This is a genomic window from Lentzea tibetensis, assembly GCF_007845675.1.
Classification (GTDB): Bacteria; Actinomycetota; Actinomycetes; order Mycobacteriales; family Pseudonocardiaceae; genus Lentzea; species Lentzea tibetensis.
In genome coordinates this window covers 26,642-52,717 of sequence record NZ_VOBR01000005.1, presented here as the reverse complement: position 1 = coordinate 52,717, position 26,076 = coordinate 26,642, and the positions used below count along the sequence as shown (strand labels likewise).

Below are 26,076 nucleotides of genomic sequence, written 5' to 3'. Positions count from 1 at the left end.
AATCAATTCGAGTGCGGATCGCCGGTGAATTCTCGTGGGTGTTCGTGAATGTGCAACTCGGCAACTCTTTCGAGTGCTCGCCAGTAAGCGACCGCGGAAAGAGAGATCTGGGCGGGGTGACTGCGCGCATAGGCGGACTGTGGAATGAGGTGGGAATCCGTGCCCTCCAGAGGTTGGGGACATCGGCTTCTACTAGTGGGAATCGACGCGTCGGCGTGGACCGTCGCATTGGGGATGGTGACCTCGTTCCGGTACGTGCTGGAGAAGACGCACGTCGACGGTCCGCGACTGCTCTGGTTCACGCTGATCGTGCTGGCCGTCGCGCCGGTGATCGGTGTGGCAGCGCATCTCTACCAGGGGCGCTACCCGGTGGGCAGCCTCGAGGAAGCCGTGCGGCTGGCGTGGGTGGCACTGGTCACCGGAGTGCTGGCCGCGGCCGTCAACCTGGCCGTGCCGGATCCGCTCGTCCCCCGCTCCGTCCCGCTGACGGCGGCGTTCGCCTCGCTGTTCCTCTCCCTGGCGGTGCGCGGCGTGATCCGGTGGAGCCGGGAGCGCTGGCCGTACCCGGAACGTGAGCGAGCGACGCGCGTGATCGTCGTCGGTGCCGGCGACACCGGTGAGCAGCTCGTCCGCTCCATGCTCAGCGATCCCTCGCGCGGCTACTTGCCGGTCGCGCTCCTGGACGACGACCCGGCGAAGCGATGGTTGCGGATCCGCGGCGTGCCGGTCGGCGGCACCGGCGGGGACATAGCGGAGGTGGCCGCGCGGACGGGGGCGACGTTGCTGGTCGTCGCGCTGCGCGCACCGGATGCCGAGGCGCTGGGCGAACTGTCTCGGACCGCGCACGAAGCAGGTCTCGGTGTGCAGGTGCTTCCGGGTCTGGACGAACTGCTCGGGCTCCGCGTCAGCGTGGCCGACCTGCGCGAGCTCGACGTCGCGGAGCTGATCGGCAGGCGGCGGATCGACACGTGCGTCGGTGTCACCGGCGAACACCTCACGGGCAAGCGGGTGCTGGTCACCGGCGCGGGTGGGTCGATCGGGTCGGAGCTGTGCAGGCAGATCCACCGCCTCGGACCGGCCGAACTGTTCCTGCTCGACCACGACGAGTCGGCGCTGCACGCGTTGCGGCTGTCGATCCACGGTGAGGCGATGCTCGATTCCCCGGAGATCGTGCTGGCCGACATCCGCGACTCGGAGGCCGTGCGGGCCGCGTTCGCCCGGTGCCTGCCGGACGTGGTGTTCCACGCGGCGGCCCTGAAGCACCTGTCCGTGCTGGAGAAGCATCCGCTGGAGGCGTGGAAGACGAACGTGCTCGGCACGTACTACGTCCTGGAGGCGGCGTTGTCCGCGGGCGTGCGCACCTTCGTCAACATCTCCACGGACAAGGCGGCGAACCCGACGAGCGTCCTCGGCCGTTCCAAGCGCGTCGGCGAGCGGCTCACCGCCAACGCGGCGACGCGCTCCGACGGCAAGTACCTGTCCGTGCGGTTCGGCAACGTGCTCGGCAGCCGTGGCTCGGTGCTCAGCACCTTCACCGAACAGTTGGCACAGGGGCGTCCGATCACCGTGACGCATCCCGACGTCAGCCGGTACTTCATGATGACCGACGAGGCCGTGCAGCTCGTGATCAAGGCCGCGGCGATCGGCCGCTCCGGTGAGGTCCTGCTGCTGGACACGGGCGAGCAGCTGCGCATCGCCGACGTCGCCCGCCAGCTGATGAAGGTGTCCGGCAGGTCCGTTCCGATCGTCTACACCGGACTTCAGGACGGGGAGAAGTTGCACGAGGAGCTCTTCGGCCAGGGTGAGTTCGACCACCGTCCGCTGCACCCGGCCATCTCGCAGGTCCCGGTGCCTCCGCTCGACCCGGCTCATCTGTTGTCGCTCGCCCTGGGAGACAACGAGGTCGCCGCAATGGCCGAGTGTGCAGCGAGGCTGACGGTTCCGTTCGCCCGTGCGTGCCAGGACGATGCGAGCGTGACGTCGTGAAGGTGGTCGTCACCGGCGGAGCCGGTTTCATCGGCGCCAACCTGTGCCGTGAGCTGGCGCGCCGCGGCGCCGAGGTGCTCGTGCTCGACGACCTCAGCACCGGACGGCGCGCGAATCTCGACGGCCTCGACGTGGAGCTGCGCGTGCAGTCCGTGCTCGACCGGGACGCGGTGGTGTACGCCTGCGCGGGCGCCGACACCGTGGTGCACCTCGCGGCCGTCCCGTCCGTGACGCGGTCGCTGATGAACCCGCGGCACAGCCACGACGTCAACGTGACCGGGTCGCTGGAGGTGCTCGAGGCCGCCTGCGCCGCGGGGGCGCACGTCGTGCTCGCCTCGTCCAGTTCCGTGTACGGGCGCAACCCCGCACTGCCGAAGTCGGAGGAGATGGCGTGCGTGCCGGTGAGCCCGTACGCGTCGGGCAAGCTCGCGGCGGAGTCCTATGCCTTGTCCTTCCAGCACTGCTTCGACCTGCCGTGCACGGTGTTCCGCTTCTTCAACGTGTTCGGGCCGCTGCAGCTGCCCGACCACCCTTATGCCGCCGTCATCCCCACGTTCATCTGGTCGGCACTGCGTGGACAGCCTCTCACCGTGTTCGGAGACGGTGAGCAGACCAGGGACTTCACGTTCGTCGACTCGGTCGTGGGCGTGCTGGCCGACAGCGTGCTGCGCTCCGTCAGCTGCACCCGTCCGGTCAACCTGGCCTTCGGCACGCGCACCAGCCTCAACGACGTCGTCGCACTGTTGTCCGCACTGCTCGGCCGCAAGCTCGAGGTCGCGCGCCGCCCGCAGCGCGCGGGTGATGTGCGGCACTCACAGGCATCCGGGACCTCGTTGCGCAGGCTGTTCCCGCAGGCCCGGCCCGTCTCGCTGGAAATGGCGCTGAGCAGGACGATCGAGTGGGTGGAACGGCTTGTGCGCACCGAGAACGAGGCTGCGAGGTCCTCGGTATGAGCCTGGGAAAACTGGTGGTCGTCGGGCAGGGGCACGTGGGCCTGCCGATCGCGATGCGCGCCGTCGAAGCGGGGTTCTCCGTCGTGGGGCTCGACATCGATGCCGACCGGATCTCGTCGTTGCGCGCGGCACGCTCGTACGTCGGGGACGTGCCCGGCGAACAGGTGGCCGAGGCACTGGCGAGCGGCCGGTTTCTGCCGTCCGCGTCCTATCAGGACGCCGTCGGGTTCGACGCGGCGATCATCGCGGTGCCCACGCCGTTGGCGTGCGGGGCACCCGACCTGAGCTTCGTGGAGTCGGCGGTCGCGGGGATCGCACCGTTCGTGCGCACCGGCTCGCTGGTGGTGCTGGAGTCGACCACGTATCCGGGAACCACCGAGGAGCTGGTGGTTCCGCTGCTGGAGCAGGGCAGCGGCCTGGTCGCGGGTGAGGGCTTCGCGGTCGGGTACAGCCCCGAACGCATCGACCCCGGCAACGACCGGTGGACGTTCGCCAACACCCCCAAGGTGGTCTCCGGCGTCAACCGGGCGTCGCTGCTCGCCGTCGACGCGCTCTACTCGAACCTGGTCGGCACCACGGTCCGAGTGACGTCTGCGCGGTGCGCCGAGTTCACCAAGCTGCTGGAGAACACGTTCCGGCACGTCAACATCGCGCTCGTCAACGAGATAGCGATGTTCGCGCGGCAGCTCGGCGTCGACGTCTGGGAAGCGATCGACGCGGCGTCGACGAAACCGTTCGGGTACATGCGTTTCACGCCGGGCCCCGGCGTGGGAGGTCACTGCCTGCCGGTCGACCCGACCTACTTGTCCTGGCGGGTCCGCCACGAGCTGCAGAGGTCCTTCCGGTTCGTGGAACTCGCCAACGAGATCAACGACACCATGCCGGACTACGTGGTGAAGCGCGTCGCCGGGTTGCTCGCCCGGCGTGGAAAGTCTTTGGTGGACAGCAAAGTGCTGCTGCTGGGTGTTGCCTACAAGGCGAACACCGGAGACCTGCGCGGCTCGCCCGCGTTGCGGGTCGCGGAGCTGCTCGCGAAGTTCGGCGCGCGGGTGGAGGCCGTGGACTCCCACGTCGAGCCGCACCGCTGTCCGGACCACCTGAAGCCGGTGGAGCTGTCGGAGGACTGCCTGCGGCTCGCCGACGCGGTGGTCCTGCTCGCTGATCACGACGACGTGGACTACGCACTTGTCGAGCGGGTGGCCGACTGCGTGCTGGACACCCGGTGTCGGCTCACCGCCGCGCACGTGGAGTACCTGTGACCACAACGCTTTCCGCGCGCCCTCTGCGCGTTGTGCTCGTGCTCAAGACCAACCACGGATGCATGTGGGTAGCGCCGCACGTGGACGCGCTGCTCGCTCGCGGGCACGAAGTCGTCGCGGTGCTGCCACCGGGTGAGGGCAGGCTGCGCCGTGAGCTGGCCCGCCGTGCCGTGTCCGTTGTGGACAGCCCGTTCGACTTCGGTTTCCGCCCCGGCTTCCGCACGCTGGCCGGCCTGTTCGAGCTGCGCCGCACGCTCGCCGGGCTCGAGCCGGACGTGCTGCACTACCACCTCTTCGCGTCGGCGCTCGCGGTCCGGCTCGCCGGTGCGGCACTGGGCGCGGCGCGGGTGCACATGGTCCCCGGACCGCTCCACCTGGAGTCGCGGCTGATCAGGGTGGTGGAGCGGTTCCTCGCGCGCATGGACACTGTCACGATCTGCGGAAGTCGTTTCACGGCAAGGCGTTACCGCGCGCTCGGCCGGCCGGCGGCCAAGACGCCGGTGATCCCGTACGGTGTGGACACCTGCCACTTCCGGCCGGTGGGCCCCGCCGAGCGCGCGGTCGCCAGGGCCCGGCTCGGCGTGGAGGGCCGCGACTTCGTCGTCATCATGGTCGCACTGGTCTACGCGCCGAAGGCGCTGGTGCACAGAGGCCGCGGTCTCAAGGGACACGAAGTGCTGCTGGCGGCGTGGCGGAGGTTCCACGCCGAGCACCCGGACAGTCGTCTCGTGCTCGTCGGCGGCGGGTTCGACGAGGCGGGCGCGTCGCATCGCCGGGAGCTGGTCGCGGAATTCCGTCTCGATGAGGACAGGTCCGTGACGTGGGTGGACACCGTCGACGACGTCCGGCCCTACTACGGCGCCGCCGACCTCAGCGTGTCGCCTTCCCTGTCGGACAACCACGGAGCAGCCCTGGAGGCGGGCGCGATGGGCGTGCCCAGCGTCGTGAGCGATGCCGGCGCGCTGCAGGAGGCCGTCGACACCGCGGCGTGCTGGGTCGTGCGGGCGGACGACCCCGACGCCCTCGTCACGGCGCTGCACGAGGCGTGGGCGGAGCATCGTGCCGGCAGGCTGGCCGACCGCGCGGAGGTGGCCCGCGACCGGGTGGTGCGGCAGTTCGACAGCGCGCCCGCGGCGGCAGCGGTGGCCGAGGTCGTCGAGCGAGCCGCCGGCCGCGGCCGGCGGCTCATCAGCGTGTTCACCGAGACGCGGTCCGGCGGAGACCACCGCGCGTACGCGCGGTACCTGGTGAACGGCGATCGGCTGTGTCTGGTCACGAGGGCGGAGGAGCTGGTCAGCGAGGCCGCGCGCCCGCTACCGGACTACCACGGCCCGGTGGCGCTGGTGCGCACGTTGCCGCGGCTCGCGCTCGCGATCGTCCGTGAGGTGCTTCGCGCGGAGGTCGTGGTGCTGCGACAGCCGGGTCCCATCGGGTGGATCGCGGCAGTGGCGTGCAAGCTGTTGCGCCGCAGGTATTCCGTCGAGGTCGTCGGCGACCCGTTCGACGTGCTCGTCTCGGGAACCCTCGGACGAGCGGGGAGAAGCTGTGCGCGCCTGGCGCGTGCGCAGATGCGCTGGGTCGTGCGTGGCGCGACCGCGGTGTCCTACGTCACCGGCTCCGCGCTCCAGCAGCGCTATCCGGCCGCGTGGGGACGGCGCACGGCTGGAGTGTCGGACGTGCGCATCGACGCGGGGGCGCTGCGCGCCGGCCCGCGTGAGTGGTCGCCCGCACCGTTCGGCGTCATCGCCGTCGGCAGTCACGAGCAGCGGTACAAGGGACATGACGTCCTGCTCCGCGCGGTGCGACGGCTGGTGGCCGAAGGGCTCGACGTGAACGTGGTGCTGGTCGGCGGCGGCAGGCGGCACGACGAACTCGTGGCCTTGGCGGGGAAGCTGGGGCTCGCCGACCGGGCGCACTTCACCGGGCCGGTCTTCGACCGGGCGCGCGTGACCGCGCTGCTCGACTCGGCGCACCTGTTCGCCCTGCCGTCGCGAGCGGAGGGGATGCCGCGCGCGTTGATCGAGGCGATGGCCCGCGCGTTGCCCGCGGTGGGCACGTGCGTGGGCGGCATCCCTGAACTGCTCGGTCCCGGCAGCCTGGTGGCTCCCGATGACGACGAGGCGCTCGCAGGCGTCATGAGGCGGCTGCTCACCGACCCGGTGGAGTGGGAGCGCCAGTCGCTCCGCAACCTCGACGTCGCTCGCACCTACGACAGCTCACTGCTGGACGAGAGGTTCTCGACCTGGCTGGCACAAGTGCCTGCCGCGCGGCCAAGAAGGAGGAGTGCATGACGGCTCAGATCGTGCCGGTCAAGGTGGTGCAGGTGCTCGGGACGCTCGACCGCGGCGGGGTCGAGACGATCGCGTTGCGGCAGTGCCGGGACATCCCGCCAGAGCACGTGCGTCAGGTGTTCGTGACGCTGGGAACGCACGAAGGCATGCTCGCCCCTGAGTTTCGCGCCGCGGGCGCCGAGGTCGTCCGTTGCCCCGTTCGTCCGAAGTGGACGTTCCCGATGCGGTTGTGGCACCTGCTGCGCCGCATTCGGCCGGACGTGGTCGAGTCCCACGTGAGCCTCACGAGCGGGCTCGTGCTCGCGGTCGCGTCCGCCGCCCGTGTCAAGGTGCGGATCGCCCGCCTGCGCAGTGAGGGTGACGGTCGCGGCGACGCCCCCCTGCGCAGGCTGCAGCGGAGGTTGCTGCGTGAGCTGATGTGCAACTCGGCCACCAGTGTTCTCGGGGTGACGCGCGCCGCGCTGACCTTCGCCGGGCCGCCACCACACGACTACCGGTACCAGGTGGTGCCCAACCAGGTCGACGTCGAGAGGTTCGCGTCAGCCCGGCGGGCCGTGCGGGACCGCTGTGCCGGACCGGTGATGACGCACATCGGGCGCGCCTCACCGGAGAAGAACCGCGGGTTCCTGCTCGGCGTGCACACCGAGGCGCGACGGCTGCGCCCGGATGTGCGACTGACCGTCGTCGGTCCTGGTGGCATCGAGGACCTCGCGGCGGTGGCACCCCGCGTCGCCTCCGACCCGTCGGTGCGGCTCCTCGGGCCCACTGACCGCGTGGAGGAGGTGCTCGCCGCCACCGACGTGCTGCTGCTGCCCTCGCACCGCGAGGGGCTGCCCAACGTCGTGCTCGAAGCACTCGCCGCCGGGGTGCCCGTGCTGGCCGCGGACCTGCCTGGCCTGCGGGAGCTGTCTGAACAGGTGCACGGCCTGTACCTGTTGTCGCTCAGGGCAGGAGCGGCCGCGTGGGCCAACACGGCGCTGACCCTGGCGGGCACTCCGGAGTCCGAACGTGATCGGATCAGTGAGGGAATCCGCCGCTCGCCATTCGCCCTGTCGGCGGACGACCGCTGGTGGAGGACGGTGTGGACCGCGCACCGGTGACCGGTCGGGCCGGCGCCGATGTGGCCGCGAGCCGTCGGTTCGGCGCCACCACGACAGCGCTCGTGGTGGCCGCGGCCGGGGTGGCCGGGTGGTGCGAGCCGCCGACCGGCACCGCGGTGGCGGCGACGTTCTGGGTGTCGTGGGCGGCGTGCCTCTTCGTACTGGTGCGCGGGCATCCACGGGGGCTGTTCCGTCCCGCCGCGGCCTATCTGGTGGTCTTCGGCCTCTTCCACGGCGGGTTGCTGCTGGCGGTCGTCGTCCGCGGTGAGCACGACCTCGGCTTCGAGGACACGGTGTGGCTCGGTGACCCGCTCATGCCGCGGGCGGTGTCGCTCGCGGTGCTCGGCATGGCGGCGTTCACCCTCGCCGCCGTGCTGGCCTCTCCCGGACCAGGGGTGGCGCCGCCTGACGAGGGGCCGGGCGGCGTCCTGCTGGGGCCACTCGGTGTCGCGGTGCAGGTGGCCGGACTCGGTCTCTTCGCCACCGCGGTGCTGCGAGCGGGCGGCGAGGACCTGCTGTCCGGTGGCTACGTGGCCTTCGTCGAAGCAGGCGCGACAGATCCCTGGCTGGCGGTCGGCACCTTGTGCGCCGGCGTCGGGGCGGTGCTGGCGGTGGCGGCAGGTGGGCCGTCGCGGGTGGCCGGATGGTGCTGCTTCGCGGTGTACGCGCTCATGGCCCTTCCGCTCGGTACGCGTGGTGAGGTGCTGTTCCCCCTGCTCGCCATGACGGTGGTCGAGGCGAGCAGGGTCCGCGTTCGTCCGATGTGGACGGTGGGTGGCGCGGCGCTGACGCTCGTGCTGTCGGGACTGGTGCGGAAGACGAGGACCGAGGGGGAAGCCGTGCTCGACGCACTCGCACTGCCGCTCGACGCCGTGGCGGAGCTGGGTTTCTCGTTGCGGCCCACCGTCGTCGTGCTCGGCTGGGACGAGCCCGGCCGCGGCGGAGCGACACTGGTCGCCGTTCCGTTGCGGGTCGTCGAGTCGCTCACCGGGTGGCACGGCGGGCCTCCCGCACACGACACCCGGCTGTTCAACGTCGAGATCGCGGACCGGGTGGGGCAGATCGGTGGATCGCCCGTCGCCGAGGCGTACCACAACTTCGGGATCGTCGGTGTCGCGCTGTTCCTCGGCGTCGCGGGTGCCGTGCTGGGGCGGCTGGAGCGTTGTTCGGGCGTCGTGCTGGGCGTCGTGCTGCTGCCCGTGCTCATCCAGGTCCGCAACAGCTTCGCACCCGTTCCCGCGCAGATCGCGTTCGGGCTGCTGCTGGTGGGCATCGCTCGAGCGGGTGCGCGATGAGCGGTCTCGCCGTCGACGGCGGCACGCCGGTGCGGACGACCCCCATGCCCTCGTGGCCGTACTTCGCGGACGCCGACCTCGAAGCCGCGCTGAAGGTGCTGGCATCGGGTCGGGTCAACTACTGGACGGGTGCGCACGGCAGGGCGTTCGAAGCCGAGTTCGCCGCGGCCACCGGCACCAGCCACGCGGTCGCCGTCTGCAACGGCACCGTCGCGCTCGAGCTCGCGCTGCGAGCGGTCGGGGTGCAGCGCGGTGACGAGGTGATCGTGCCCGCCGCCACCTTCATCGCCACGGCGAGTGCCGTGGTCGCGTGCGGAGGGCGGCCCGTCGTCGTCGACGTCGACCCGGCCAGCGCGTGCCTCACCGCGGACACCGTCGGCGAGGCGATCACGGCACGCACGAAGGCGGTTGTCGTGGTCCACCTCGCCGGTCATCCCGCAGACATCGTTCCCGTGCTGGAACTGGCCCGCGCGCACGGGCTGAGGGTGGTCGAGGACTGCGCCCAGGCGCACGGAGCAGTCCACTTCGGACGGAAGGTCGGGAGTCTCGGTGACATCGCCGCGTGGTCGTTCTGCCACGACAAGATTCTCACCACGGCCGGTGAGGGCGGCGCCGTCACGACGTCGGACGAGACGCTGTGGCGCCGCTGCTGGGAGATGAAGGAGCACGGCAAGGGCTGGTCCGCGGTGCACGAGCGCGAGCACCCTCCCGGATACCGCTGGCTGCACGAGAGTTTCGGCACGAACGCGCGCATGACCGAGGTGCAGGCCGCGGTGGGGCGCAGCCAGCTCGGCATGCTCGACACCTGGGTGGCGCGGCGGCGGGCCAACGCGGGCGTCCTGCTGAGGGCACTGGCCGGTCAGCCCGCGGTCCGGGTCGCCGAGCCGCCGGAGGGTGTCGAGCACTCGTACTACAAGTTCACCGCCCAGCTGCGTCCCGAACAGCTGGCCGCCGGGTGGACCAGGGACCGCGTCGTCGAGGCCGTGCGCGCCGAAGGGGTCCCGTGCCTGCACGGCGGCTGCGCCGAGATCTATCGCGAACGCGCGTTCGCCGCGGTTCCGGGAACGCCGGCGGAACTGCCCGTGGCCGCGCGACTCGGGCGGACCTCGTTGATGCTCCTCGTCCACCCGACGCTCAGCGACGCGGACATGGCGGACACGGCTGCCGCGCTCACCAAGGTGCTGGAGGTGGTGACGGCATGACGCGGGTGGTCGACGTGGTGGCCGCGACGGCGGCGCTGGTGGTGCTCGCGCCGGTGCTGGCGGTGGTCGCCGTGCTCGTGCGATGGCGACTCGGACCACCCGTGCTGTTCCGCCAGCCGCGCAGCGGGCTGCACGGCGTGGAGTTCTCGATCCTCAAGTTCCGCACCATGCGCCCGGCCGCCTGGCCGGGGGAGCCCGACCGTCCACGCATGACGCGGCTGGGTTCCGCGCTGCGCCGCACGAGCCTGGACGAGCTGCCTCAGCTGGTGAACGTCCTTCGCGGCGAGATGAGCCTGATCGGTCCCCGGCCGACCCTGCCCGAGCAGGTGCGCCGGTACAGCCCGCGGCAGCGCGGGCGGCTCTCCGTCCGGCCCGGTATCACCGGATGGGCACAGGTGCGCGGGCGCAACGCGTTGAGCTGGCCCGAACGCATCGAGCTCGACCTCTGGTACGTCGAGAACCGGTCCTGGCGGGTCGACCTGCGGATCGTCCTGCGGACCATCGGCCAGGTCGTCCGGCCACGCGGCGTCGTGGGCGCCGGTGGTGTCAATCCGGGGTTTCCGCGGTGATGGGGTTCTACATCGCGGGAGCCGGTGGCGCGGGACGGGAGGCGCTGGACATCTGCCTCGCGCTGGGCCGCGAGGTCGCCGCGTTCCTGGACGACGCCGCAGCGGCGCAGATCGTCAGGCGGCACGCGGTGTGCGTGCCGGACGAGGCGGCTGAGGGCGCGGAGTACGTCGTCGCCATCGCGTCGTCACAGGCGCGGTTGCGCATGTCGCGGCTGCTCGACGCGCTCGGCCTGCACGCGGGCGAGCTGGTCCACCCGCGTGCGGTGATCTGCAGTTCTGCGGGACCGGGCCTGATCGCGCAGGCCAACGTCATGATCTCGAGCGGAGTTCGGCTCGGCGCGCACTGCCAGGTGCACTACAACGCCACGATCGGGCACGACGCGGTGCTGGCCGACCGGGTGACGGTGCTGCCGGGTGCGAACGTCGCGGGCGGGGTGCGCTTGGGGGAAGGCGTGCTGGTGGGGTCGGGCGCTGTCGTGCTGCAGGGCCGCACCGTCGGCGCGGGCGCCGCCGTGGGGGCGGGCGCGGTGGTCACCCGCGACGTGCTGGCCGGCGCCGTGGTGGTCGGCTCACCGGCCGCCCAGCTGTGCCGGGGTGCGCGCTGAGAGGCGGTGGCGCAGCATGGTCCACGAGGCGGCGGACATCGCCGCGTACAGGAAGACCGATCCGGCCGCCACACCCGTGGCGCCGGCGAGCGTGCCGGTGACGGTGTAGCAGGCGACCGCCGCGACCGCGCTCGCCGCCCCGAGCCAGCCCGCCGCTGCGGTCCAGCCGCCGCCCACCAGCCCGCGGCTCGCCACGGCCCACGGCGCGAAGCACAGCTCCGCGGCGACGAGCACCACGAGCAGCTCGCGTGCGGCGACGAACTCCGTGCCGAACACCGGGACGACCAGCGGCCACGCCACGAGCGCGACGAGCGGCCCCGCCACGGCGGTCGTCCCGAGTCCGAAGAGGACTGAATCCGCCATGTTCCGCCCATGTCCGAGTGCGACGTCGCGCAGGCACAGCTGCCCGATCGCGGCAGGGAGGATCCGCGGCACCTCGCTCAGCGTCGCCGCGACCGAGTAGATCCCGACCGCCGCCGTGCCCGCCGTGACCCCGAGGACGTACCGGTCGGCCCGCAGCACCACCACGAGGCCGATGGAAAGCCCCAGCGTCGGCGCTCCGAGCCGCAGCAACGCGGCCACCTGGTCACCCGGCCCCCACTGCAGCAGCCCGCCCCGGCGCAGCGCGACGACCTCGGCCACCGCGGCGGCGGCGGTCCCCGCGACCTGGGCGAGCAACAACGTCGTCGCGCTGGGCGAGAAGGAAGCCAGCAGCACCCCGCCGAGCCCTCCCGCGCCGGTGACCGCGGCCGTCGCCGCGCCTCGGCGGAAGCGGCCGGCGGCGTACCAGGCGTCGACGACCTGCCCGATGACGAGCTGGACGGCGGTGAAGCAGCCGACGGCCACCAGGAACCACGGGGCCGCCATCCGGCTGTCGATGAACGTGGCCGAACCGGCGGTGACGGCGACACCCAGCAGCGCCGCGGCAACCGCGCCGGCGGCGGAACACCGCGTGAACGCGGACAGCACCGCGGTGGTGTCTCCGCGTTCCAGGCAGAGCCGCCTGCGCAGGGCCGAACCGGTCCCGCACGCGCCGACGAGGGCGCACAGGCCGCCCAGCGTCACGCCGAGCACCATGACCCCGCGCTCGCCGGGGCCCAGCGCGCGGGCGGCGACGACCGCCGCACCCGCGCTGCACATCAGTTGCGCGACACCGGCACACGACATCGTCGCCAGGTGCCCGAGCCTGCTCATCTGGCCGCGTGCCGTCCGGTCGGGGCACCGGTGTCGAACGCGGCGAGCCGCCACGCGATCTCGAGCGAGGTGTCGAGGCAACGCCGCAGATGCCACGGCGCGTCGACGGTGAACCGGGTCTGTTCACCGGAGACGGTGAGGTGTGTCGTTTCCGTGATGCGGTCGGCGAAAATGATTCGCAACGCGCGGTCGCTGTCTCTTCGCGCTTGGTGGACTGTCATTCCGCTCAGCCGGGACAGGACTTCGAGATGGTGCGCGGAAATCCTCCTGCCTGCGCCGGACTGCCCCAGCCGCCAGCGATGGTCCTCGTCGAGAAACGCACACATCTCCGTGTCACCGAACCGCAAGCGCCAGTGCGTGTTCAGGTCGAGCTGCAGCTCGTAGTCGCGCTCGTCGCTGTAGAAGACCAGGAAGGGAGTGCGTTGCCGTTCGCCGACAGCCACCACGAACGTACCCGCCAGCTCCTGTGGATTCGTCATCACGCGCGCCATTCTCACCTCGTCGTGCCTGGTGATCAGCCTTCTTTCACACGAACTCGTGAGATCTGCTTCTCGCCCGTAATCGGCTCTTGTTTCGCGGTCTTCATCGGGAAGAACGAGTGGCACGCGCGAGTGGAGGAGCAATAGATGATGTGCTGGACGCGGCTGACGGGGGTCTGCGCCGTGGCTCTGCTGCTCGCCACCGCGGTCACCCCATCTCCCTGCGTCGCGACGCCGCCCCCGAGCGGGTCGGCCAGCCCAGCGAACACGCACATCCGATCGCCGCAGACGTTCTTCGCGCACCTCTCGCCGGGTGAGCAGCTCGACGCGTCGTTCATCAAGGCCACCGACTCGACCGGCGCCGCCTTGCGCGACGTCACCGTGACGGTCCGCAGACCAGGAGGGTTCCCGGCCAGTTGCCAGGTGCTCGACGACGCCCCTGTCGGCGCCGCGTGCACCCTGCCCGGCCTCACCAGCCCGGCCGCCGGGATCTGGTCGGTCGAGTTCGCCATGTCCGACTGCCCGAGCACCGGGCAGTGCAGCGGCGACCGGTTCAGCTGGAGCATCGCGGTGCGCAGTGGCGCAACGGGGCTGCCGGGTCGCGTGTGGACGGAGAAGTACCTGATGAACCAGAACGCGACCGCGCAGCCGGTCGACCTCTCGTTCTGGTACCAGAGCGAGTTCGGCTACACCTACCAGGGAATCTACCGTCAGTACAACGGCATCGACTCCACGATCGCGGCCGACAACTTCGGTGTCGTGCGAGCAGGCACCTGCACGCCCGCGTACGAGAGCAGTGCCACGCTGCAGCCCGCCGAAGGCGCGTGCGGAGGCGTCTTCAAGGTGTTCTTCGAGCCGCCGTCGGACGACCTCCCCGCGGCCGCGACCCGGTGGGACTCCAGCACCGACTGGGTCAAGCCGCCGATCGCGCCGGACCCGACGATCAGCGACGCGACGTTCACCCCCGCCGCTCCCGGATCCCGTGCGGGCACGCTGACCTTCGGGCTCGCCGACTACAGCGGTGCCTTCGTGGTGCGCGTGGACGTCGACAACGACGGTGACACAGGCGATCCGGTCGACCGGACGCTGCCGGTCACCGCGGCGGAGGGGCCCGTGTCGGTGTCCTTCGACGGGATCGACGGCACGGGCACGCCGATCGCCGCCAACCGGTCGATCTCGTTCCGGATCGTCGTCGACCGCGTCGCGGAGATCCACTTCATCAACTCCGACGTCGAGCTGCGCGGTGGTGGCATCGACGTGACCCGGCTCAACGGCACACCCATCGGGAAGCGGACGCTGCACTGGAACGACACGACGTTCCCCCACCCGGACCCGAACAGGTGCAGCGAAACGCCGGTCACCGACGGCCGGGCGGGCGTGCCGAGCACGGGTGGCGTGCACGGCTGGGACCTCGGCAGCTGCGGCAGTGTCGGCGGTGCCAACTCCAACAACGGCGTCAACGGCGCGTGGGGCGACGTCCGGTACATCGATGACTGGGCGTACGTCCCGGTCATGGTCGCGCAGTCCGTGCCGGTGCTGGGACACGACCTGCGCATCGCGAAGACGGCGAGCAGGCCGACCGCCCATCCCGGCGACGTGGTGACCTACACCGTCACCGTCGAGAACACCGGCGACTTCGCCCACACCGCCGCAGACCCGGCCGAGGTGACCGACGACCTGAGCGACGTGCTCGACGACGCCACGATGACCGGCCCGCCCACCGCGACCGCGGGCATCGCGTCGGTCACGGCGTCGACGCTGCACTGGGCCGGGCCGCTGGCGCCGGGAGAGAAGGCGACGATCACCTACTCGGCGCGGGTGAACCAGCCGGACACCGGGGACAAGAAGCTCGTCAACTCGGTCGTGTCCACCACACCCGGCGCCAGCTGCGTCACCGGGGCCACGGATCCGGCGTGCGCGACGGTCGTCCACGTGCCGGCACTGAAGATCGTGAAGGAGGCGGACCGGACGGAGTACAAGCCGGGGGACGTCGTGCGGTTCACGGTCACGGTCACCAACAGCGGCGAGGTTCCTTTCACCGCAAGCGATCCGGCGAGCTTCACCGACGACCTCACCGGCGTGCTCGACGACGCGGTGTTCACAGTGGACGACGTGGTCGTCTCTTCCGGCGTGGCGGACTTCACGTCGCCGGTTCTGTCCTGGTCCGGCGAGCTCGCGGCCGGACAGTCCGCCACGGTGACCTACGTGGTCACCGCGACCGACCCGGACACCGGTGACGGTGCCCTGCGCAACGTCGTCACGGGATCGCCGGGAGCCGCGATCAACTGCGTCGTGTGCGAGGTCGGCCTGGAGTCCCGTGTGGTCTCGCTCAGCAAGAACGTGGTGTCCAGGACGCCGAACGCGGACGGTTCGTTCACGCTCGTCTACGACCTCGCGGTCACCGGTGGTGGCTCGGAACCGTCCACCTACGACCTGGCCGACGAGCTGCGGTTCGGTGCCGGCGTGACGGTGCACGCGACGAGCGCGGTGGACTTGAGCGGGGAGACGGTCAACGTCGGCTGGGACGGTCGCGACCACACCTCGGTGGTGACCGGGGTCAGCATCGCTCCCGGTGAGACGGACACGTACCGGCTCACCGTGAACGCGAGTCCCGGCCCAGCCACCACGGGAGCCGCGACCGACTGCGCGACCGACGACGGCGAGACGGGCACCGGATTCCGCAACACGGCCGCGGTCACCGGCAGCGGGGGGACCGAGACCGCGCAGGCGTGCAGCCCGATCCCGCGGCTGTCGCTGACGAAGACCGTGCTGCCCGGCTCGCCGAAGCACAACGGCGACGGCACCTACACGGTTGAATACCGGATCGACGTCGTGAACTCCGGTGCCACGAGCGTCACCTACGACCTGGCCGACGCACTGAGCTTCGGTTCCGGCCTGTCGGCGGGCGTGGTGTCGGTGGCGAACATCGCGCCGGGGACGGTGCCGGTGAGTCCCGGCTGGGACGGACGGGGCTCCACCTCCGTGGCGTCCGGTGTGGACATCGAACCGGGGGACACGCACACCTATGTCGCGACCGCGGTCACCTCGGTGGATCCCGCGGCCGCCGGCGGGGCGACGGACTGCGTGGTGGCGGACGGCGAGAGCGGAACGGGTTTCCTCGGCACCGCCACGGTGACCGGCGACGGCCACAGCCAGCACGCCGATGCGTGCGTCGAGGCGCCGAACCTCGCGGTCACCAAGCAGGCGGTCGGCGGCCCGGCACCCGGTGGCGAGGGCACCTTCACCCAGATCTACGACGTGACCGTGGCCAACCGCGGCGCGGGCGCGACCACGTACGACCTGACCGACCAGCTGAGGTTCGGCGCAGGCATCGACGTCCGGACCACCGGCGTCGTGAACACGTCACCGGGGACGCTGCCCACCAGCTCGTCCTGGGACGGTGCGTCGGACGTCGTGGTGGTGAAGGCGATCCCGGTCTCCGGCAGCACCTCGCACGTCTACCGCGTCACCGTGGTGGTCGAACCGGATCCGAGCGTCACCGGCACCAGGGCTGACTGCATCGCGGATCCCGGCGAGACGGGCACTGGTCTGCGCAACATCGCGACCGCGACGCAGAACGGACGCTCCCTCGCCGTCGAGGCGTGCACCGCTCTGCCGGTGATCTCCGTTGGCAAGAAGGTGACCGGCTTCGTTCCGAACGGCGACTCCACGTACACGACCACCTACGAGGTCACCGTGACGAACGATGGCGCGGGCGAAGGCCGCTACGACCTCGCCGACTCGCTCGAGTACGGCGCGGACGTGCAGATCGTCGCAGCGAGCGCGACGCTCCCACCCGCGGCGGGAACCGGCGCCGGGTGGGACGGCTCGACCGATCCCTTCGTCGCGTCGGACGTCTCCATCGAGGCCAACAGCAGCCACGTCTACGTGGTCACCGTGACCGCGAGCCCACCGGACGATCCCGCCGCGGGAGCTCTGGACTGCGCGTTGGACTCGGGTGAGAGCGGAACGGGAGCCCGCAACAGGGCCATCGTGCTGAGCAACGGGGTGTCCCGTGCCGCGACCGCGTGCGTCGCGTTCCCGCATCTCTCGATCTCGAAGGTGGTGCTGCCGGGCTCGCCGAAGCCGAACGGCGACGGCACGCACACCGTTGTCTACGAGATCGACGTGCGGAACTCAGGTGCCCAGGCGACCGCGTACGACCTGACCGACGAACTGTTGCCGGGCAAGGGGATCAGTGTCGTGTCGGCGGTGGCGGCCGGACCGGTCGCCACGAACCAGGCTTGGAACGGCACGGCCGGGCAGGAGATCGTGAGCGGGGTCGGCATCGCGGCGGACGTCACTCACACCTATCAGCTGACCGTCGTCTACGTGGTCGATCCCACCACTGCCGCGACCGCGGCGACCGACTGCATGCTCGACAAGGGCGAGACCGGCACGGGGTTCCTCGGCCGCGCCGTCGCGACCAGCAACGGCTCAGCCCGCACCGCGGAGGCCTGCGCCGAGGCGGCACTCCTGTCGGTCACGCAAGAGATGGCGGCTCCGGTCACACCCAACGGCGACGGCACGCACACCGCGATGTACGAGATCACGGTGACGAACACCGGCGCCGGTGCGGCCGTCTACAGCTTGACCGACCACCTGCGGTTCGGCTCGGGGATCCGGACCGACGAGGTGGCGGCGAGCGCCGTCGGCGACGGCCCGGCACCCGACAGCGGGTGGCGCGGCACGGACGACGGACGGTTCGTCACCGACGTGACGATCGCCGGTGGCGGTTCGCACGTCTACCGAGTCACCACGACCGTGCGGTCGCTGGCCACCGGGAAGGCGACGGACTGCGTCGTCGACCCCGGCGAGAGCGGCACCGGTCTGCGCAACCTCGTCACGATGAACAGCAACGGTGTCACCGAGGAAGCCGCCGCGTGCGACGGGCTTCCCGCGGTCGCCCTGACCAAGGACGTCGTGCGTGCCACGCCGCGCGGAGACGGCCGGTACGCGATCACCTATCGGATCACCGTCACCAACGACGGCGCGGCGGGGACCTCGTACAGCCTGCACGACAGCCTGCGGTTCGGCACGGGCACGACCATCGAGTCGGCCACCGCCGAAGGAGTGTCCGGTTGGGACGGTCGGCTCGTTCCCGTTGTGGGCGAGGACATCCCGTTGGCGGCGGGCGAGGAGCACACCTACACCGTCGAGGTCGTCGCCACCCCACCCGCGAGCGCCCGTGCCGAGGCGTTCGACTGCGCGCTCGGGCAGGACGAGGAGGGCACCGGTGCGCTGAACACCGCGGCGATGGTCGTGAACGGCGTCTCGACCTCGGCCAACGCGTGCGCTCCCTTCCCCGGCGTCACGCTCACCAAGGTCGTGCTGCCGGGTTCGCCTCGGGTCGAGCCCGGCGGCGACGTCGTCGTCGACTACCGGATCACGGTGGTGAACAAGGGCGCTGCCGACACGACGTACGACCTCGACGACCAACTGCGGCTCGGTGCGGGGACCGAAGTGACCGGCGCGACCGTGATGATGAGCCCCGACGTGGCTCCGACGAACCCCGGCTGGAACGGCAGGACGGACCTGCGGGTCGCGAACGGCGTGCGTCTGGCCGCGGGCGCCGGGCACACCTACGTCGTCACGGTGCACGCCGAGCCTGGCGCGAGTGCGCGGGCGGGCTGCGCACCGGCCGCGGGGGAACAGGGCGGCGGACTGCGCAACACCGCCACGGTGATCGTCAACGGAACCAGCCTCACCACCGACGCCTGCGCCCCGGTGCCCGACGACAGCCTCGCGGCGACCGGGTTGGACATCGAGTGGCTGGCCGGTATGGGCGCCGTGCTGCTCATCGCCGGGGTCGCGCTCGTGCTGGCCACCCGCCGCCGATCGCGGTGATGCCGCGATCCGTCGCAGCTGTTCAGGGGAGTGAGTGATTCGGCATGCTACCGGCCTCCTGTGCACCCACGACCCTGAACGGCCAACCTGACGAGGTCCTAGGTGGTGATCCCCGGCTGCACGTAGTGGCCGATCTCGACAGCCGACTGGATCGCGGCGAGCAGGCAGGAGGCGTCGGCGTTGAGGCCGACGAGGCCCTGCACGCCGTGCAGCCGCGCCCAGGCGGCGGTCACCGAGTTGCGGGACTGCCTGCGCAGCAGCGCGACGATCACCAGGTTCGGGAACATGGAGGTCAGCAACAGCGACATGTCCCACCGCGGGTCGGTCGCCGAGTCGACCAGCAGCACGTCCGGGCCGTCGGCCCGGCAGAGGTGGATCGCGCCGTCCGAGTCCGGCGCCGAGCCCGTCCACGTCAGCTGGGGACTTTCCCGGACGATCGGGGCTACTCCTCGCTCCAGCGACGGCTGGGAGCTGATGAGGGCGACGCGCAGAACGCGCGTCGGCACACGGCTGATCACGACTCGTGTCCTCCTGAGACAGATCGGGCAACGACGTTGATAGACACCCCGGCCGCACCCGGATTACGCGTGGACGCCGAGGTTCGCTCGCTCCGGTGAACTCGCCTCTCCACGCGTAAGCGGTCCGCCCGCCGAGGTCATCCACCGTGATGTGTCGAAACGACAAGACCGGAACGGGAGTCGGCATGTGGCGCCGCAGAGCAGCGGGCAGACATCGGCTGGTGTCGCCGAAGGAGAATCAGTCCAAATGCGACGACTGTGCGAAGAGGAGTCTCGTTGCCGCGCTGCTCGTGCCGCTCGCGGTTCTCGTCGGCGCGTCGTTCGACTCCGTCTACCGAACCCCCGGCGCCGGGGCGACGGTGGCCGGGAACGCCAGTGCGGACGTGCCCGAACGCGTGGTCACGGTGACCGTGGTGAACGACGGGCCGACGGCCGAGCCGCCCGCACCGGGGGCCGCCACACCGCCGCCGGGGCCGGTGGGGCCGGTGAAGTCCACCGGCCCCGTGATTCCGCCGGTCGCACGGGACGCGGACCCGGTGGCCCCGCCCATGTCGTGCGCCGGACAGCCGCAGACGAAGCCGCCGCGCACGACACCGCCTGCGGCGAGCATGTCGGTGGGCGTACTGCCCGACAAGCATCCAGGCGGAAGCGGGCATCGCCGCTCCGATCGGCCGATGACGTGCGGGTGACCGCCGCGTCGCCGATCGCCGAGGCTCGCGCACACGTCCCTGAGCGCAGGATCGCGGTCGCGCTCGTCGACCTGGTGCCGTTGCTGCGGCGTGGCGTGCAGACCGTCGTCACCGCGGACCCGGCACTGGTGTGGGTCGACGCGGTCGGCGGAGCGCGCGCCGCCATCGAGCTGTGCGAACGGACCGGCCCGGACGTCGTGCTGATCAGCTCGCGCAGCGATCCCGGCTGGAAGCTGTGCGAGCTGCTGACCCGCCTGTTCAAGGAGCTGACCGTGGTCGCACTGCTCGGGGACGAGGCACGGAACCAGGAGGCGATGGCACGGGCGCGATGTCACGGGGTGCACTCGCTGGTGCCCATCGAGGCCGACGCCGATCGCCTGATCGCGGCGATCAGACTCGGCGTCGACCTCGGCCACTTCGTCGACCCCCACCTGCACGCCTCCGTCGGCCCGCTCAGGCCGGTCGCGATCACCAAGAGCAGGCCGCTGACCCGGCGCGAACTGGAGGTGCTGCAGCTGGTCGCCGAAGGGCGCACAGCTGTGCAGATCGCGAGCATGCTGGGCGTCACCGCCGAGACCGTCCGGACGCACGTGAACCACGTCCTGCGCAAGCTGGAGGCGAGAGACCGGGCGCACGCAGTCGCGAAGGCGTTCACGATGTCCTTGCTCTCCAACGAATCGACCCCCTCCGGGTGATACGGCGAGGCGGGTCGTAATGAACCCCGTGCGGTGGGGTCCACATTCACGGCGACGGACATAGCCCCGTCGCGGCCGGTGAAACTTCGGGTGACCCGGTCGTGACTCCGTCGCCTCCAGGGGCCGTGGTGGCGGGTATCTCCTTCCCCGCCACCGCGGTCTCGATCTCGTGTGTCCGGCAGTCAGATCGACGAGGAGCTGGTTTGGTGAGTCGCCGTGATCGGAGAATGCCGCTGTTGTCGATCCTGGACCGGCTGGGACGCGGCCGGAGGGCCGCCTCGCCCCGCGGCGTCGGAGGGGATGAGCGGAGGGGTGACTCGACGGTGATCGTCAGCCTAGGTCGCGGATGTGTCGCACTGGAGGGAACCGCGTTCGGTCCCGTCTACCTGGCGCCGCTGCAGGTGGGCCGCCTGCGTGCGGCGCTCAAGGCCGCGGCCGTGCGAGCCGCCTCCGCCGAGCCCGGCATCTCGGAGCCGGCGCGCCGGTCGTGACGCCGGCGCCATCATGTATGAGATCAGCGAGCACTACACCTTCGTCGCCACGCACGAGATCCTCGGGCTCCAGTCGACACATCCGTGCCACGGCGTGCACATGCACCAGTGGTCCGTGGAGGTCGTGTTGTTCGCGGCCTCACTGCTGCCGACGGACGGCCCGGCCGAGACCGCGGCGCTGGAACCCCTGCGCCGGTACGTGACGACGGAGCTGGAGGCCCGGCACCTCAACGACGTGCTGGTGGGAGATCCGACCCCGGCGCGACTTGCCGGGCACCTGGTCAGGTGGTGCCGCTCCCACCTGGGCGGCTACGTCACCGAGACGCTGCACAGCGTGGCGGTCTCGGCAGGCCGCGCGTCGCGCGCGCGGTGCCTCGCGATACGGGGCCGAGACGGCGTTCGATGACCGAGAGGTGGGTTCTGGTGTCCAGTCCGCAGTTCCGGGAAGCTCTTCGCCGCCATCCGCACCTGGCCGAGCTCGCGTCGCTGGCGCGGTCGGGAGGTGGTGGGTGGACGTTCTTCCAGGCCAGCATCCACGGGGTCGAGTGCCTCTACGGCGTGCGGGTGGGGCTCGTCGTGAGCGAGACGATCACCGTGCGTGCCGTCGACGACGTGACCGTCGCCCGGCTGCGCACTGACGACTACCTCGCCGCACGGCGCGTCGCGGTGCCACAGGTCCTCTGGGAGTACACGGGCACGATGATCGACGCGATCGGGGAGTTGCGCGCGCTGCCCCATCCCGAGCACTCGGCGGCACCGAAGCTGCTCCGGCCCGCGTCGTCGATGTTCGCTCGCGGTGGCAGGTGACTTGAATTCTGTCGCTGAGCAATCACATTGCACTTCTTCGTGCGCGGTCATCATCACATCGGATGACTGTCTCGGCAATTATTGGGATGGCATCGAGTGGCTGAGTTACCGCAGTCGAGCCGGACGGGCGGAAAAGATGTCGGAATGGAGGCTCGTGCGCTGCTTTTCGTTGAGCCTGGTTGTAGCTTTGGCCTACCGACCACCGGACAAAGGGCGTAGGTGAGATGGCTCAGGACCTCGACGACAACAGGGTTGGCTGTGATCCGGATGCCTACCTGCTCAACGCCGTGCGCCGGGGTGACCGGGAGGCGTTCGGTGAGCTGTACGGCAGGTACGAGTCGGCCGCGCACAGCTTCGCGTGCCGGCTGCTGGGCACCTCGCAGGGTGCGGATGACCTCGTCGCCGAAGCCTTCACCAAGGTGCTGCGGCGGATCGTGTCCGGCGGAGGCCCGACGGCGCAGTTCCGCGCCTACCTGCTCACCACCGTCCGCACGACGTTCTACAAGCAGCTGGCCGGTGAGCGCCTGGTCGACCGACATGCCGAACTGCCGGAGCAGGTCTTGCCCACGATCGACCGCGACCTGCTGATCGAGAAGCTCGACGCCGACCTCGCCGTCCAGGCGCTGGAGAGCCTGCCGGAGCGGTGGCGGACCGTGCTGGTCCACCTCGAGATCGAGAACCGCTCGACGTCCGCTGTCGCCGACCTGCTCGGCCTGCAGCCGAACGCGTTGGCGGCGCTCGCGTTCCGCGCGCGAGAGGGGCTTCGGGTCGCCTACGTGCAGATGCACGTCAAGGCCGCGGTGAACGAGGAGTGCAGGCTGCCCGCGAGCAACCTCGCCGCGTGGCTGTGCGGTCGGCTGGGCCGCGGTCTGCGGGTGCGCGTCCAGCACCACATCGAGTCGTGTGCCAGTTGCGCGGCAGCGGTCGGTGAGCTGTCGGACCTGCTGACGCAGCTTCGCCGTTGCTCGCCGGTGTCGATCTCGCTGCCCGCACCCGCGAACAGGCGTGCGGCTCTCGCTGCCGCGTTCTGACGGCGTCGGCATCCCCAAAATTCGTCTTGATCATCCCCATAATTGATGACTCGGTTTGGCTTTCATTTTTCTTTCTCGCTAGCGTTCGGGCTGCGCCGTGCCGCATCGTTCGAAACGAATCCTGGCCGCGGCGTGTCTCCCATTGAGTCACGAGGCTCTCGTACCTCGATCCATCGAGTTTGAAACAAAGGAAACGGAATGCAGAAGAAGCTGTACAAGGGACTGCTGACGGTGGCGGCGGCGAGCGTCGCGGTTCTCGCGAACGGGTTCTCGACTGCGAGTGCGCACGTGCAGGAGGACCACATGGGTCCGGCCTCGCAGGACGCCCCGGTCGCGAGTGCGCCCGCGCAGTCCGAGCCGGCCTCCGGTGCGTCCGCCCCGGACGCGGGGATCATGGGCGTGGGTACCGATGACGACACGATGTACCCGGCGGGTGGCCCGCAGCCGGTGCTCTCCGGCAACCACGACCCGGTGCTCCTGGCCGCGACCGGGCACGACGACCCGGTGATCGAGACGTCCGCCGACCACGACCCCGGTGTCGTCACGATGGCCGGCATCGACGACCCGGACCTGGTCGTGACCACGGCCACGGCCGACGCGGCGGGCAACGCCACCGCGCAGGCCGGCGTGAACGCTGTCGCGGGTGTTGGCGCCACGGCTGACGCGGGTGTCGGCGTGGGACTCGGTGTCGCGGCCGCCGTGGGCGTTGACGCTTCTCTCGCCGCTGCTCTCGGCGTGGTCGCTGGTGTCGCCGCGGACGTCGCCGTGGGCGCTGACGTGGACGCCGACGCTGACGTGGACGCCGACGCTGACGTGGATGCCGACGTCGATGCGGATGCCGACGTGGACGTGGATGCCGGCGCGGACGTGGATGCCGACGCTGACGCGGATGCCGACGTCGATGCCGGCGCGGACGCGGATGTCGCTGCCGACGTGGACGCGGCGACCGGTGTCGTGGTCGACGTGACCGCGGGCGCGGGCGTGCACGTGGTGGTGAACGGCGGCGTGGGTGTGGCTGCCGGTGCGGATGCCGACGTGGATGCCGACGCCGGTGTCGGTGTGGGCGCCGGTGTCGGTGTGGGCGCCGGTGTCGGCGTGGGCGTTGGTGTGGGTGTGGGCGTTGGTGTCGGTGTCGGTGTGGCTGCCGGTGCGGATGTGGACGTTGACGCCGACGCCGACGTTGACGCCGACGTTGACGCTGACGCTGACGCTGACGTGGATGCCGGTGTGGGCGCTGGTGCGGTTGCCGACGTCGACGTTGACGCGGGCCTCGGTCTCGCCGTCGCGCTCGGCGTGGCCGCAGACGTGGACCTCGACGTCGCGCTGGCCGCTGCCCTCGGTCTGACGGCGGCTGTCGCCGCCGACGTCGACGCCGCGGTCGGCGCAGGTGTGAGCGCTGGCGCCGGTGTGGATGCCGGTGCCGGCGTGGGCGTGTGAGCAACGGAGCCTGACCAGCCTCCGGGTCGCACTGGCAGGCTCCGGACCGGTCATCGCGCCGGTGGAGCGGGTGCGGCGAGCTCGGTTCTCGCCGCACCCGTCTCAGATCCGCTCATCCGTCGCGCTTGAGGTGAACAGAATGGCCGTGCAAATCGTCGTCCGGAAGATCGACGATCTCGATGGGACCTGCGGCGAGGACGTATCGACGGTCCACTTCGGACTGGACGGGCTCCGCTACGAGATCGATCTGACGCCGGCCAACGCCGCCGCACTGCGCGACGTCTTGGCTGAGTTCATCCAGGCCGCCCGGCGTGCGGGAGACGCCGCGGGCGGTCTGGCGTTCGTCGACCGCAGGGACCTTCCTGCCCTGATCAGGACGTGGGCGCTGGAGAACGGGTTCAGCCTGTGCGGGCGGGGGCGCATCCCGGACGCCGCGATCGTGGCGTTCAAGTTCGCGCACGAGGACGCGCACGAGGGCATCACGCGGATGTGCGACGATCTTCTCGACGTGCACGGCCCGTGACGACTCGCCGCCGCCGCTGTCCGGGAATCGTTGCCTGACTGCGCTTTCGGGCGGCACGCCGCGATCGCGATGGGCGGCGTGCCGCGACCTTCAGCGCCACGCCGCAGACGACCAGCAGCACACCGGTGACCGCGAGGTGGTCCAACGGCGTGCTGATCGGGGACAGCACTTCCAGCGCGCTCGTCACCGGCACTCCGCGGGCCGGGAGCGAGCGAGGGCGGCGCAGGCGTGGAACTGCTCTGGATTCCGGTCAGGCTCGTGCTGCTGCTGATCCGGGCGCCACAGGGGCAGCGGAACGATGCCGGGTTCTCCGATCTCGAAGCCGGCCAGCAGGTCGACGACCTCAGCCGGGTGGCGAAAGGCGAACGAGGGTGTGGGGAACCCGTAGATGTCGCTGAACAACCGGACGGCGTCGACCATCCGATCGTCCTGGCAGGTGTGCGACACGGCGACGTGCGTCCCCGGCCCGAACGCGTTCGCGTAGGCGGTGAGCAGGCCGGCCGGATCGGCGGAGTCGGGCACGAAGTGCAGCACGTCGATCACCAGCACGGCGACCGGCTGGGAGAGGTCCAGCACGGCGCGCAGTTCCGGCGCCTTCAGCACCTCCTCCGGACGGCACAGGTCGGCCTGCACGTAGGCCGTGCCCGCACGGCCCGCCAGCAGTTCGCGGGACTCGGACACGACCACGGGATCGAGGTCGACGTAGACCACGCGGGACTCGGGGTCCGCCCGCTGGGCGACCTCGTGCACCTGGCCGACGGTGGGCACGCCCGAGCCGAGGTCGAGGAACTGGCGCACGCCGTTGTGGACGAGATGCGTGACCACCCTCCGCAGGAACGTCCGGTGCGTGCGCACCAGGTACGGCAGGTGTGGCGCGCACAACGTGAACTGCTCGGCCATTCGCCGGTCCACATGTGTGTGGTGCGAGCCGCCCAGCCAGTAGTCGCGGACCCTCGCGGTGTTGGGCATTTCCTGGCCGTTGTCGCCGGGCGCCCAGATCGGTGGTGCGGCTGCGGGTTGACTCGTTTTGATTTCGGCCACGATGGCAGTGTTCGCGGCCCTGTGCGATGGCGCGGTAGAAGTAGTCAAAATTGGGGATGCGACA

General features: G+C 70.8%; 22 protein-coding genes. 17 read left to right on the top strand and 5 right to left on the bottom strand.

All coding sequences use genetic code 11. The features are described from left to right. The first annotated feature begins 195 nt into the window (after positions 1-195). The 9 genes from FKR81_RS08750 to FKR81_RS08710 are packed head-to-tail and all read left to right on the top strand — an operon-like array spanning position 196 to position 11,260. On the top strand, positions 196-1,986 hold the full coding sequence (locus FKR81_RS08750; protein WP_222598200.1) for a nucleoside-diphosphate sugar epimerase/dehydratase: 1,791 nt from the start codon (positions 196-198) through the stop codon (positions 1,984-1,986). Beyond that, the gene (locus tag FKR81_RS08745; RefSeq protein WP_146350470.1) at positions 1,983-2,939 is read left to right on the top strand and encodes an NAD-dependent epimerase/dehydratase family protein; all 957 of its coding nucleotides are present in this window, start codon (positions 1,983-1,985) and stop codon (positions 2,937-2,939) included. Before FKR81_RS08750 ends, FKR81_RS08745 begins: the two co-directional genes overlap by 4 nt. Continuing rightward, positions 2,936-4,198 carry a nucleotide sugar dehydrogenase gene (locus tag FKR81_RS08740; RefSeq protein WP_146350469.1) on the top strand — a complete coding sequence of 421 codons (1,263 nt, stop codon included), beginning with the start codon at positions 2,936-2,938 and terminating at the stop codon, positions 4,196-4,198. Before FKR81_RS08745 ends, FKR81_RS08740 begins: the two co-directional genes overlap by 4 nt. Then, positions 4,195-6,489 carry a glycosyltransferase gene (locus FKR81_RS08735; RefSeq protein ID WP_146350468.1) on the top strand — a complete coding sequence of 765 codons (2,295 nt, stop codon included), beginning with the start codon at positions 4,195-4,197 and terminating at the stop codon, positions 6,487-6,489. The genes FKR81_RS08740 and FKR81_RS08735 overlap by 4 nt, the downstream gene beginning before the upstream one ends. Then, entirely contained in the window at positions 6,486-7,589 is a 1,104-nt protein-coding gene (locus FKR81_RS08730) for a glycosyltransferase (protein WP_146350467.1), read from the top strand. The genes FKR81_RS08735 and FKR81_RS08730 overlap by 4 nt, the downstream gene beginning before the upstream one ends. Beyond that, a complete protein-coding gene (wzy, locus tag FKR81_RS08725; RefSeq protein ID WP_146350466.1) occupies positions 7,571-8,884 on the top strand; it encodes an O-antigen polysaccharide polymerase Wzy in 1,314 nt (437 codons plus the stop codon). The genes FKR81_RS08730 and wzy overlap by 19 nt, the downstream gene beginning before the upstream one ends. Next, on the top strand, positions 8,881-10,086 hold the full coding sequence (locus FKR81_RS08720; protein WP_146350465.1) for a DegT/DnrJ/EryC1/StrS family aminotransferase: 1,206 nt from the start codon (positions 8,881-8,883) through the stop codon (positions 10,084-10,086). The genes wzy and FKR81_RS08720 overlap by 4 nt, the downstream gene beginning before the upstream one ends. After that, positions 10,083-10,655: a sugar transferase gene (locus tag FKR81_RS08715; protein WP_146350464.1), complete on the top strand. Its 573-nt coding sequence runs from the start codon at positions 10,083-10,085 to the stop codon at positions 10,653-10,655. Before FKR81_RS08720 ends, FKR81_RS08715 begins: the two co-directional genes overlap by 4 nt. Continuing rightward, positions 10,655-11,260 (top strand): PglD-related sugar-binding protein, encoded by a 606-nt coding sequence (locus FKR81_RS08710; protein WP_146350463.1) that lies wholly within the window; start codon positions 10,655-10,657, stop codon positions 11,258-11,260. Before FKR81_RS08715 ends, FKR81_RS08710 begins: the two co-directional genes overlap by 1 nt. Here FKR81_RS08710 and FKR81_RS08705 read toward each other — a convergent pair. Continuing rightward, positions 11,225-12,454 carry a lipopolysaccharide biosynthesis protein gene (locus tag FKR81_RS08705; protein WP_146350462.1) on the bottom strand — a complete coding sequence of 410 codons (1,230 nt, stop codon included), beginning with the start codon at positions 12,452-12,454 and terminating at the stop codon, positions 11,225-11,227. The genes FKR81_RS08710 and FKR81_RS08705 overlap by 36 nt on opposite strands. Further along, positions 12,451-12,945 (bottom strand): hypothetical protein, encoded by a 495-nt coding sequence (locus tag FKR81_RS08700; RefSeq protein ID WP_146350461.1) that lies wholly within the window; start codon positions 12,943-12,945, stop codon positions 12,451-12,453. The genes FKR81_RS08705 and FKR81_RS08700 overlap by 4 nt, the downstream gene beginning before the upstream one ends. Before the next feature lie 135 nt (positions 12,946-13,080). Between FKR81_RS08700 and FKR81_RS08695 the strand changes: the two genes are divergently transcribed. After that, positions 13,081-18,780: a DUF7927 domain-containing protein gene (locus tag FKR81_RS08695; protein ID WP_146350460.1), complete on the top strand. Its 5,700-nt coding sequence runs from the start codon at positions 13,081-13,083 to the stop codon at positions 18,778-18,780. Positions 18,781-18,878: 98 nt separating this feature from the next. Here FKR81_RS08695 and FKR81_RS08690 read toward each other — a convergent pair whose 3' ends face one another. Both FKR81_RS08690 and FKR81_RS43425 read right to left on the bottom strand, forming a co-directional pair. Further along, entirely contained in the window at positions 18,879-19,298 is a 420-nt protein-coding gene (locus FKR81_RS08690) for a helix-turn-helix domain-containing protein (protein WP_146350459.1), read from the bottom strand. Positions 19,299-19,629: 331 nt separating this feature from the next. Continuing rightward, on the bottom strand, positions 19,630-19,908 hold the full coding sequence (locus FKR81_RS43425; RefSeq protein ID WP_186762859.1) for a hypothetical protein: 279 nt from the start codon (positions 19,906-19,908) through the stop codon (positions 19,630-19,632). Positions 19,909-19,983: 75 nt separating this feature from the next. On the opposite strand from FKR81_RS43425, the gene FKR81_RS43420 reads away from it, so the two are divergent. The 7 genes from FKR81_RS43420 (at position 19,984) to FKR81_RS08660 (ending at position 24,971) form a co-directional block, all read left to right on the top strand. Beyond that, on the top strand, positions 19,984-20,682 hold the full coding sequence (locus FKR81_RS43420) for a response regulator transcription factor (RefSeq protein ID WP_186762858.1): 699 nt from the start codon (positions 19,984-19,986) through the stop codon (positions 20,680-20,682). 323 nt (positions 20,683-21,005) lie between these two features. Then, on the top strand, positions 21,006-21,173 hold the full coding sequence (locus FKR81_RS43415) for a hypothetical protein (protein ID WP_186762857.1): 168 nt from the start codon (positions 21,006-21,008) through the stop codon (positions 21,171-21,173). Between the two features lie 13 nt (positions 21,174-21,186). Then, positions 21,187-21,579, top strand: a complete 393-nt coding sequence (locus FKR81_RS08680; protein WP_146350457.1) for a 6-carboxytetrahydropterin synthase — start codon at positions 21,187-21,189, stop codon at positions 21,577-21,579. A 17-nt stretch (positions 21,580-21,596) separates the two neighbouring features. Further along, on the top strand, positions 21,597-21,980 hold the full coding sequence (locus FKR81_RS08675) for a hypothetical protein (RefSeq protein WP_146350456.1): 384 nt from the start codon (positions 21,597-21,599) through the stop codon (positions 21,978-21,980). A 224-nt stretch (positions 21,981-22,204) separates the two neighbouring features. Beyond that, positions 22,205-23,011 (top strand): sigma-70 family RNA polymerase sigma factor, encoded by an 807-nt coding sequence (locus FKR81_RS08670; protein WP_146350455.1) that lies wholly within the window; start codon positions 22,205-22,207, stop codon positions 23,009-23,011. A 198-nt stretch (positions 23,012-23,209) separates the two neighbouring features. After that, a complete protein-coding gene (locus tag FKR81_RS43410) occupies positions 23,210-24,448 on the top strand; it encodes a hypothetical protein (RefSeq protein WP_186762856.1) in 1,239 nt (412 codons plus the stop codon). A gap of 139 nt (positions 24,449-24,587) precedes the next feature. Further along, positions 24,588-24,971 carry a histone-like nucleoid-structuring protein Lsr2 gene (locus FKR81_RS08660; RefSeq protein WP_146350454.1) on the top strand — a complete coding sequence of 128 codons (384 nt, stop codon included), beginning with the start codon at positions 24,588-24,590 and terminating at the stop codon, positions 24,969-24,971. Positions 24,972-25,154: 183 nt separating this feature from the next. On the opposite strand, the gene FKR81_RS08655 is transcribed toward FKR81_RS08660, so the two are convergent. Continuing rightward, a complete protein-coding gene (locus tag FKR81_RS08655) occupies positions 25,155-26,012 on the bottom strand; it encodes an SAM-dependent methyltransferase (RefSeq protein WP_235921402.1) in 858 nt (285 codons plus the stop codon). Positions 26,013-26,076: the final 64 nt, after the last annotated feature.

Bases quoted from the DNA above. Each gene is read 5' to 3' on its own strand.
- FKR81_RS08740 (WP_146350469.1), top strand. From the start codon at position 2,936: ATGAGCCTGGGAAAACTGGTGGTCGTCGGGCAGGGGCACGTGGGCCTG.
- FKR81_RS08730 (WP_146350467.1), top strand. From the start codon at position 6,486: ATGACGGCTCAGATCGTGCCGGTCAAGGTGGTGCAGGTGCTCGGGACG.
- FKR81_RS08720 (WP_146350465.1), top strand. From the start codon at position 8,881: ATGAGCGGTCTCGCCGTCGACGGCGGCACGCCGGTGCGGACGACCCCC.
- FKR81_RS08715 (WP_146350464.1), top strand. From the start codon at position 10,083: ATGACGCGGGTGGTCGACGTGGTGGCCGCGACGGCGGCGCTGGTGGTG.
- FKR81_RS08710 (WP_146350463.1), top strand. From the start codon at position 10,655: ATGGGGTTCTACATCGCGGGAGCCGGTGGCGCGGGACGGGAGGCGCTG.
- FKR81_RS08705 (WP_146350462.1), bottom strand. From the start codon at position 12,454: ATGAGCAGGCTCGGGCACCTGGCGACGATGTCGTGTGCCGGTGTCGCG.
- FKR81_RS08700 (WP_146350461.1), bottom strand. From the start codon at position 12,945: ATGGCGCGCGTGATGACGAATCCACAGGAGCTGGCGGGTACGTTCGTG.
- FKR81_RS08695 (WP_146350460.1), top strand. From the start codon at position 13,081: ATGATGTGCTGGACGCGGCTGACGGGGGTCTGCGCCGTGGCTCTGCTG.
- FKR81_RS43425 (WP_186762859.1), bottom strand. From the start codon at position 19,908: ATGCTCGCCGCAGGCGGTGTCGTGCGCGGCGGCTTCGTCTGCGGCTGT.
- FKR81_RS08680 (WP_146350457.1), top strand. From the start codon at position 21,187: ATGTATGAGATCAGCGAGCACTACACCTTCGTCGCCACGCACGAGATC.
- FKR81_RS08670 (WP_146350455.1), top strand. From the start codon at position 22,205: ATGGCTCAGGACCTCGACGACAACAGGGTTGGCTGTGATCCGGATGCC.
- FKR81_RS43410 (WP_186762856.1), top strand. From the start codon at position 23,210: ATGCAGAAGAAGCTGTACAAGGGACTGCTGACGGTGGCGGCGGCGAGC.
- FKR81_RS08660 (WP_146350454.1), top strand. From the start codon at position 24,588: ATGGCCGTGCAAATCGTCGTCCGGAAGATCGACGATCTCGATGGGACC.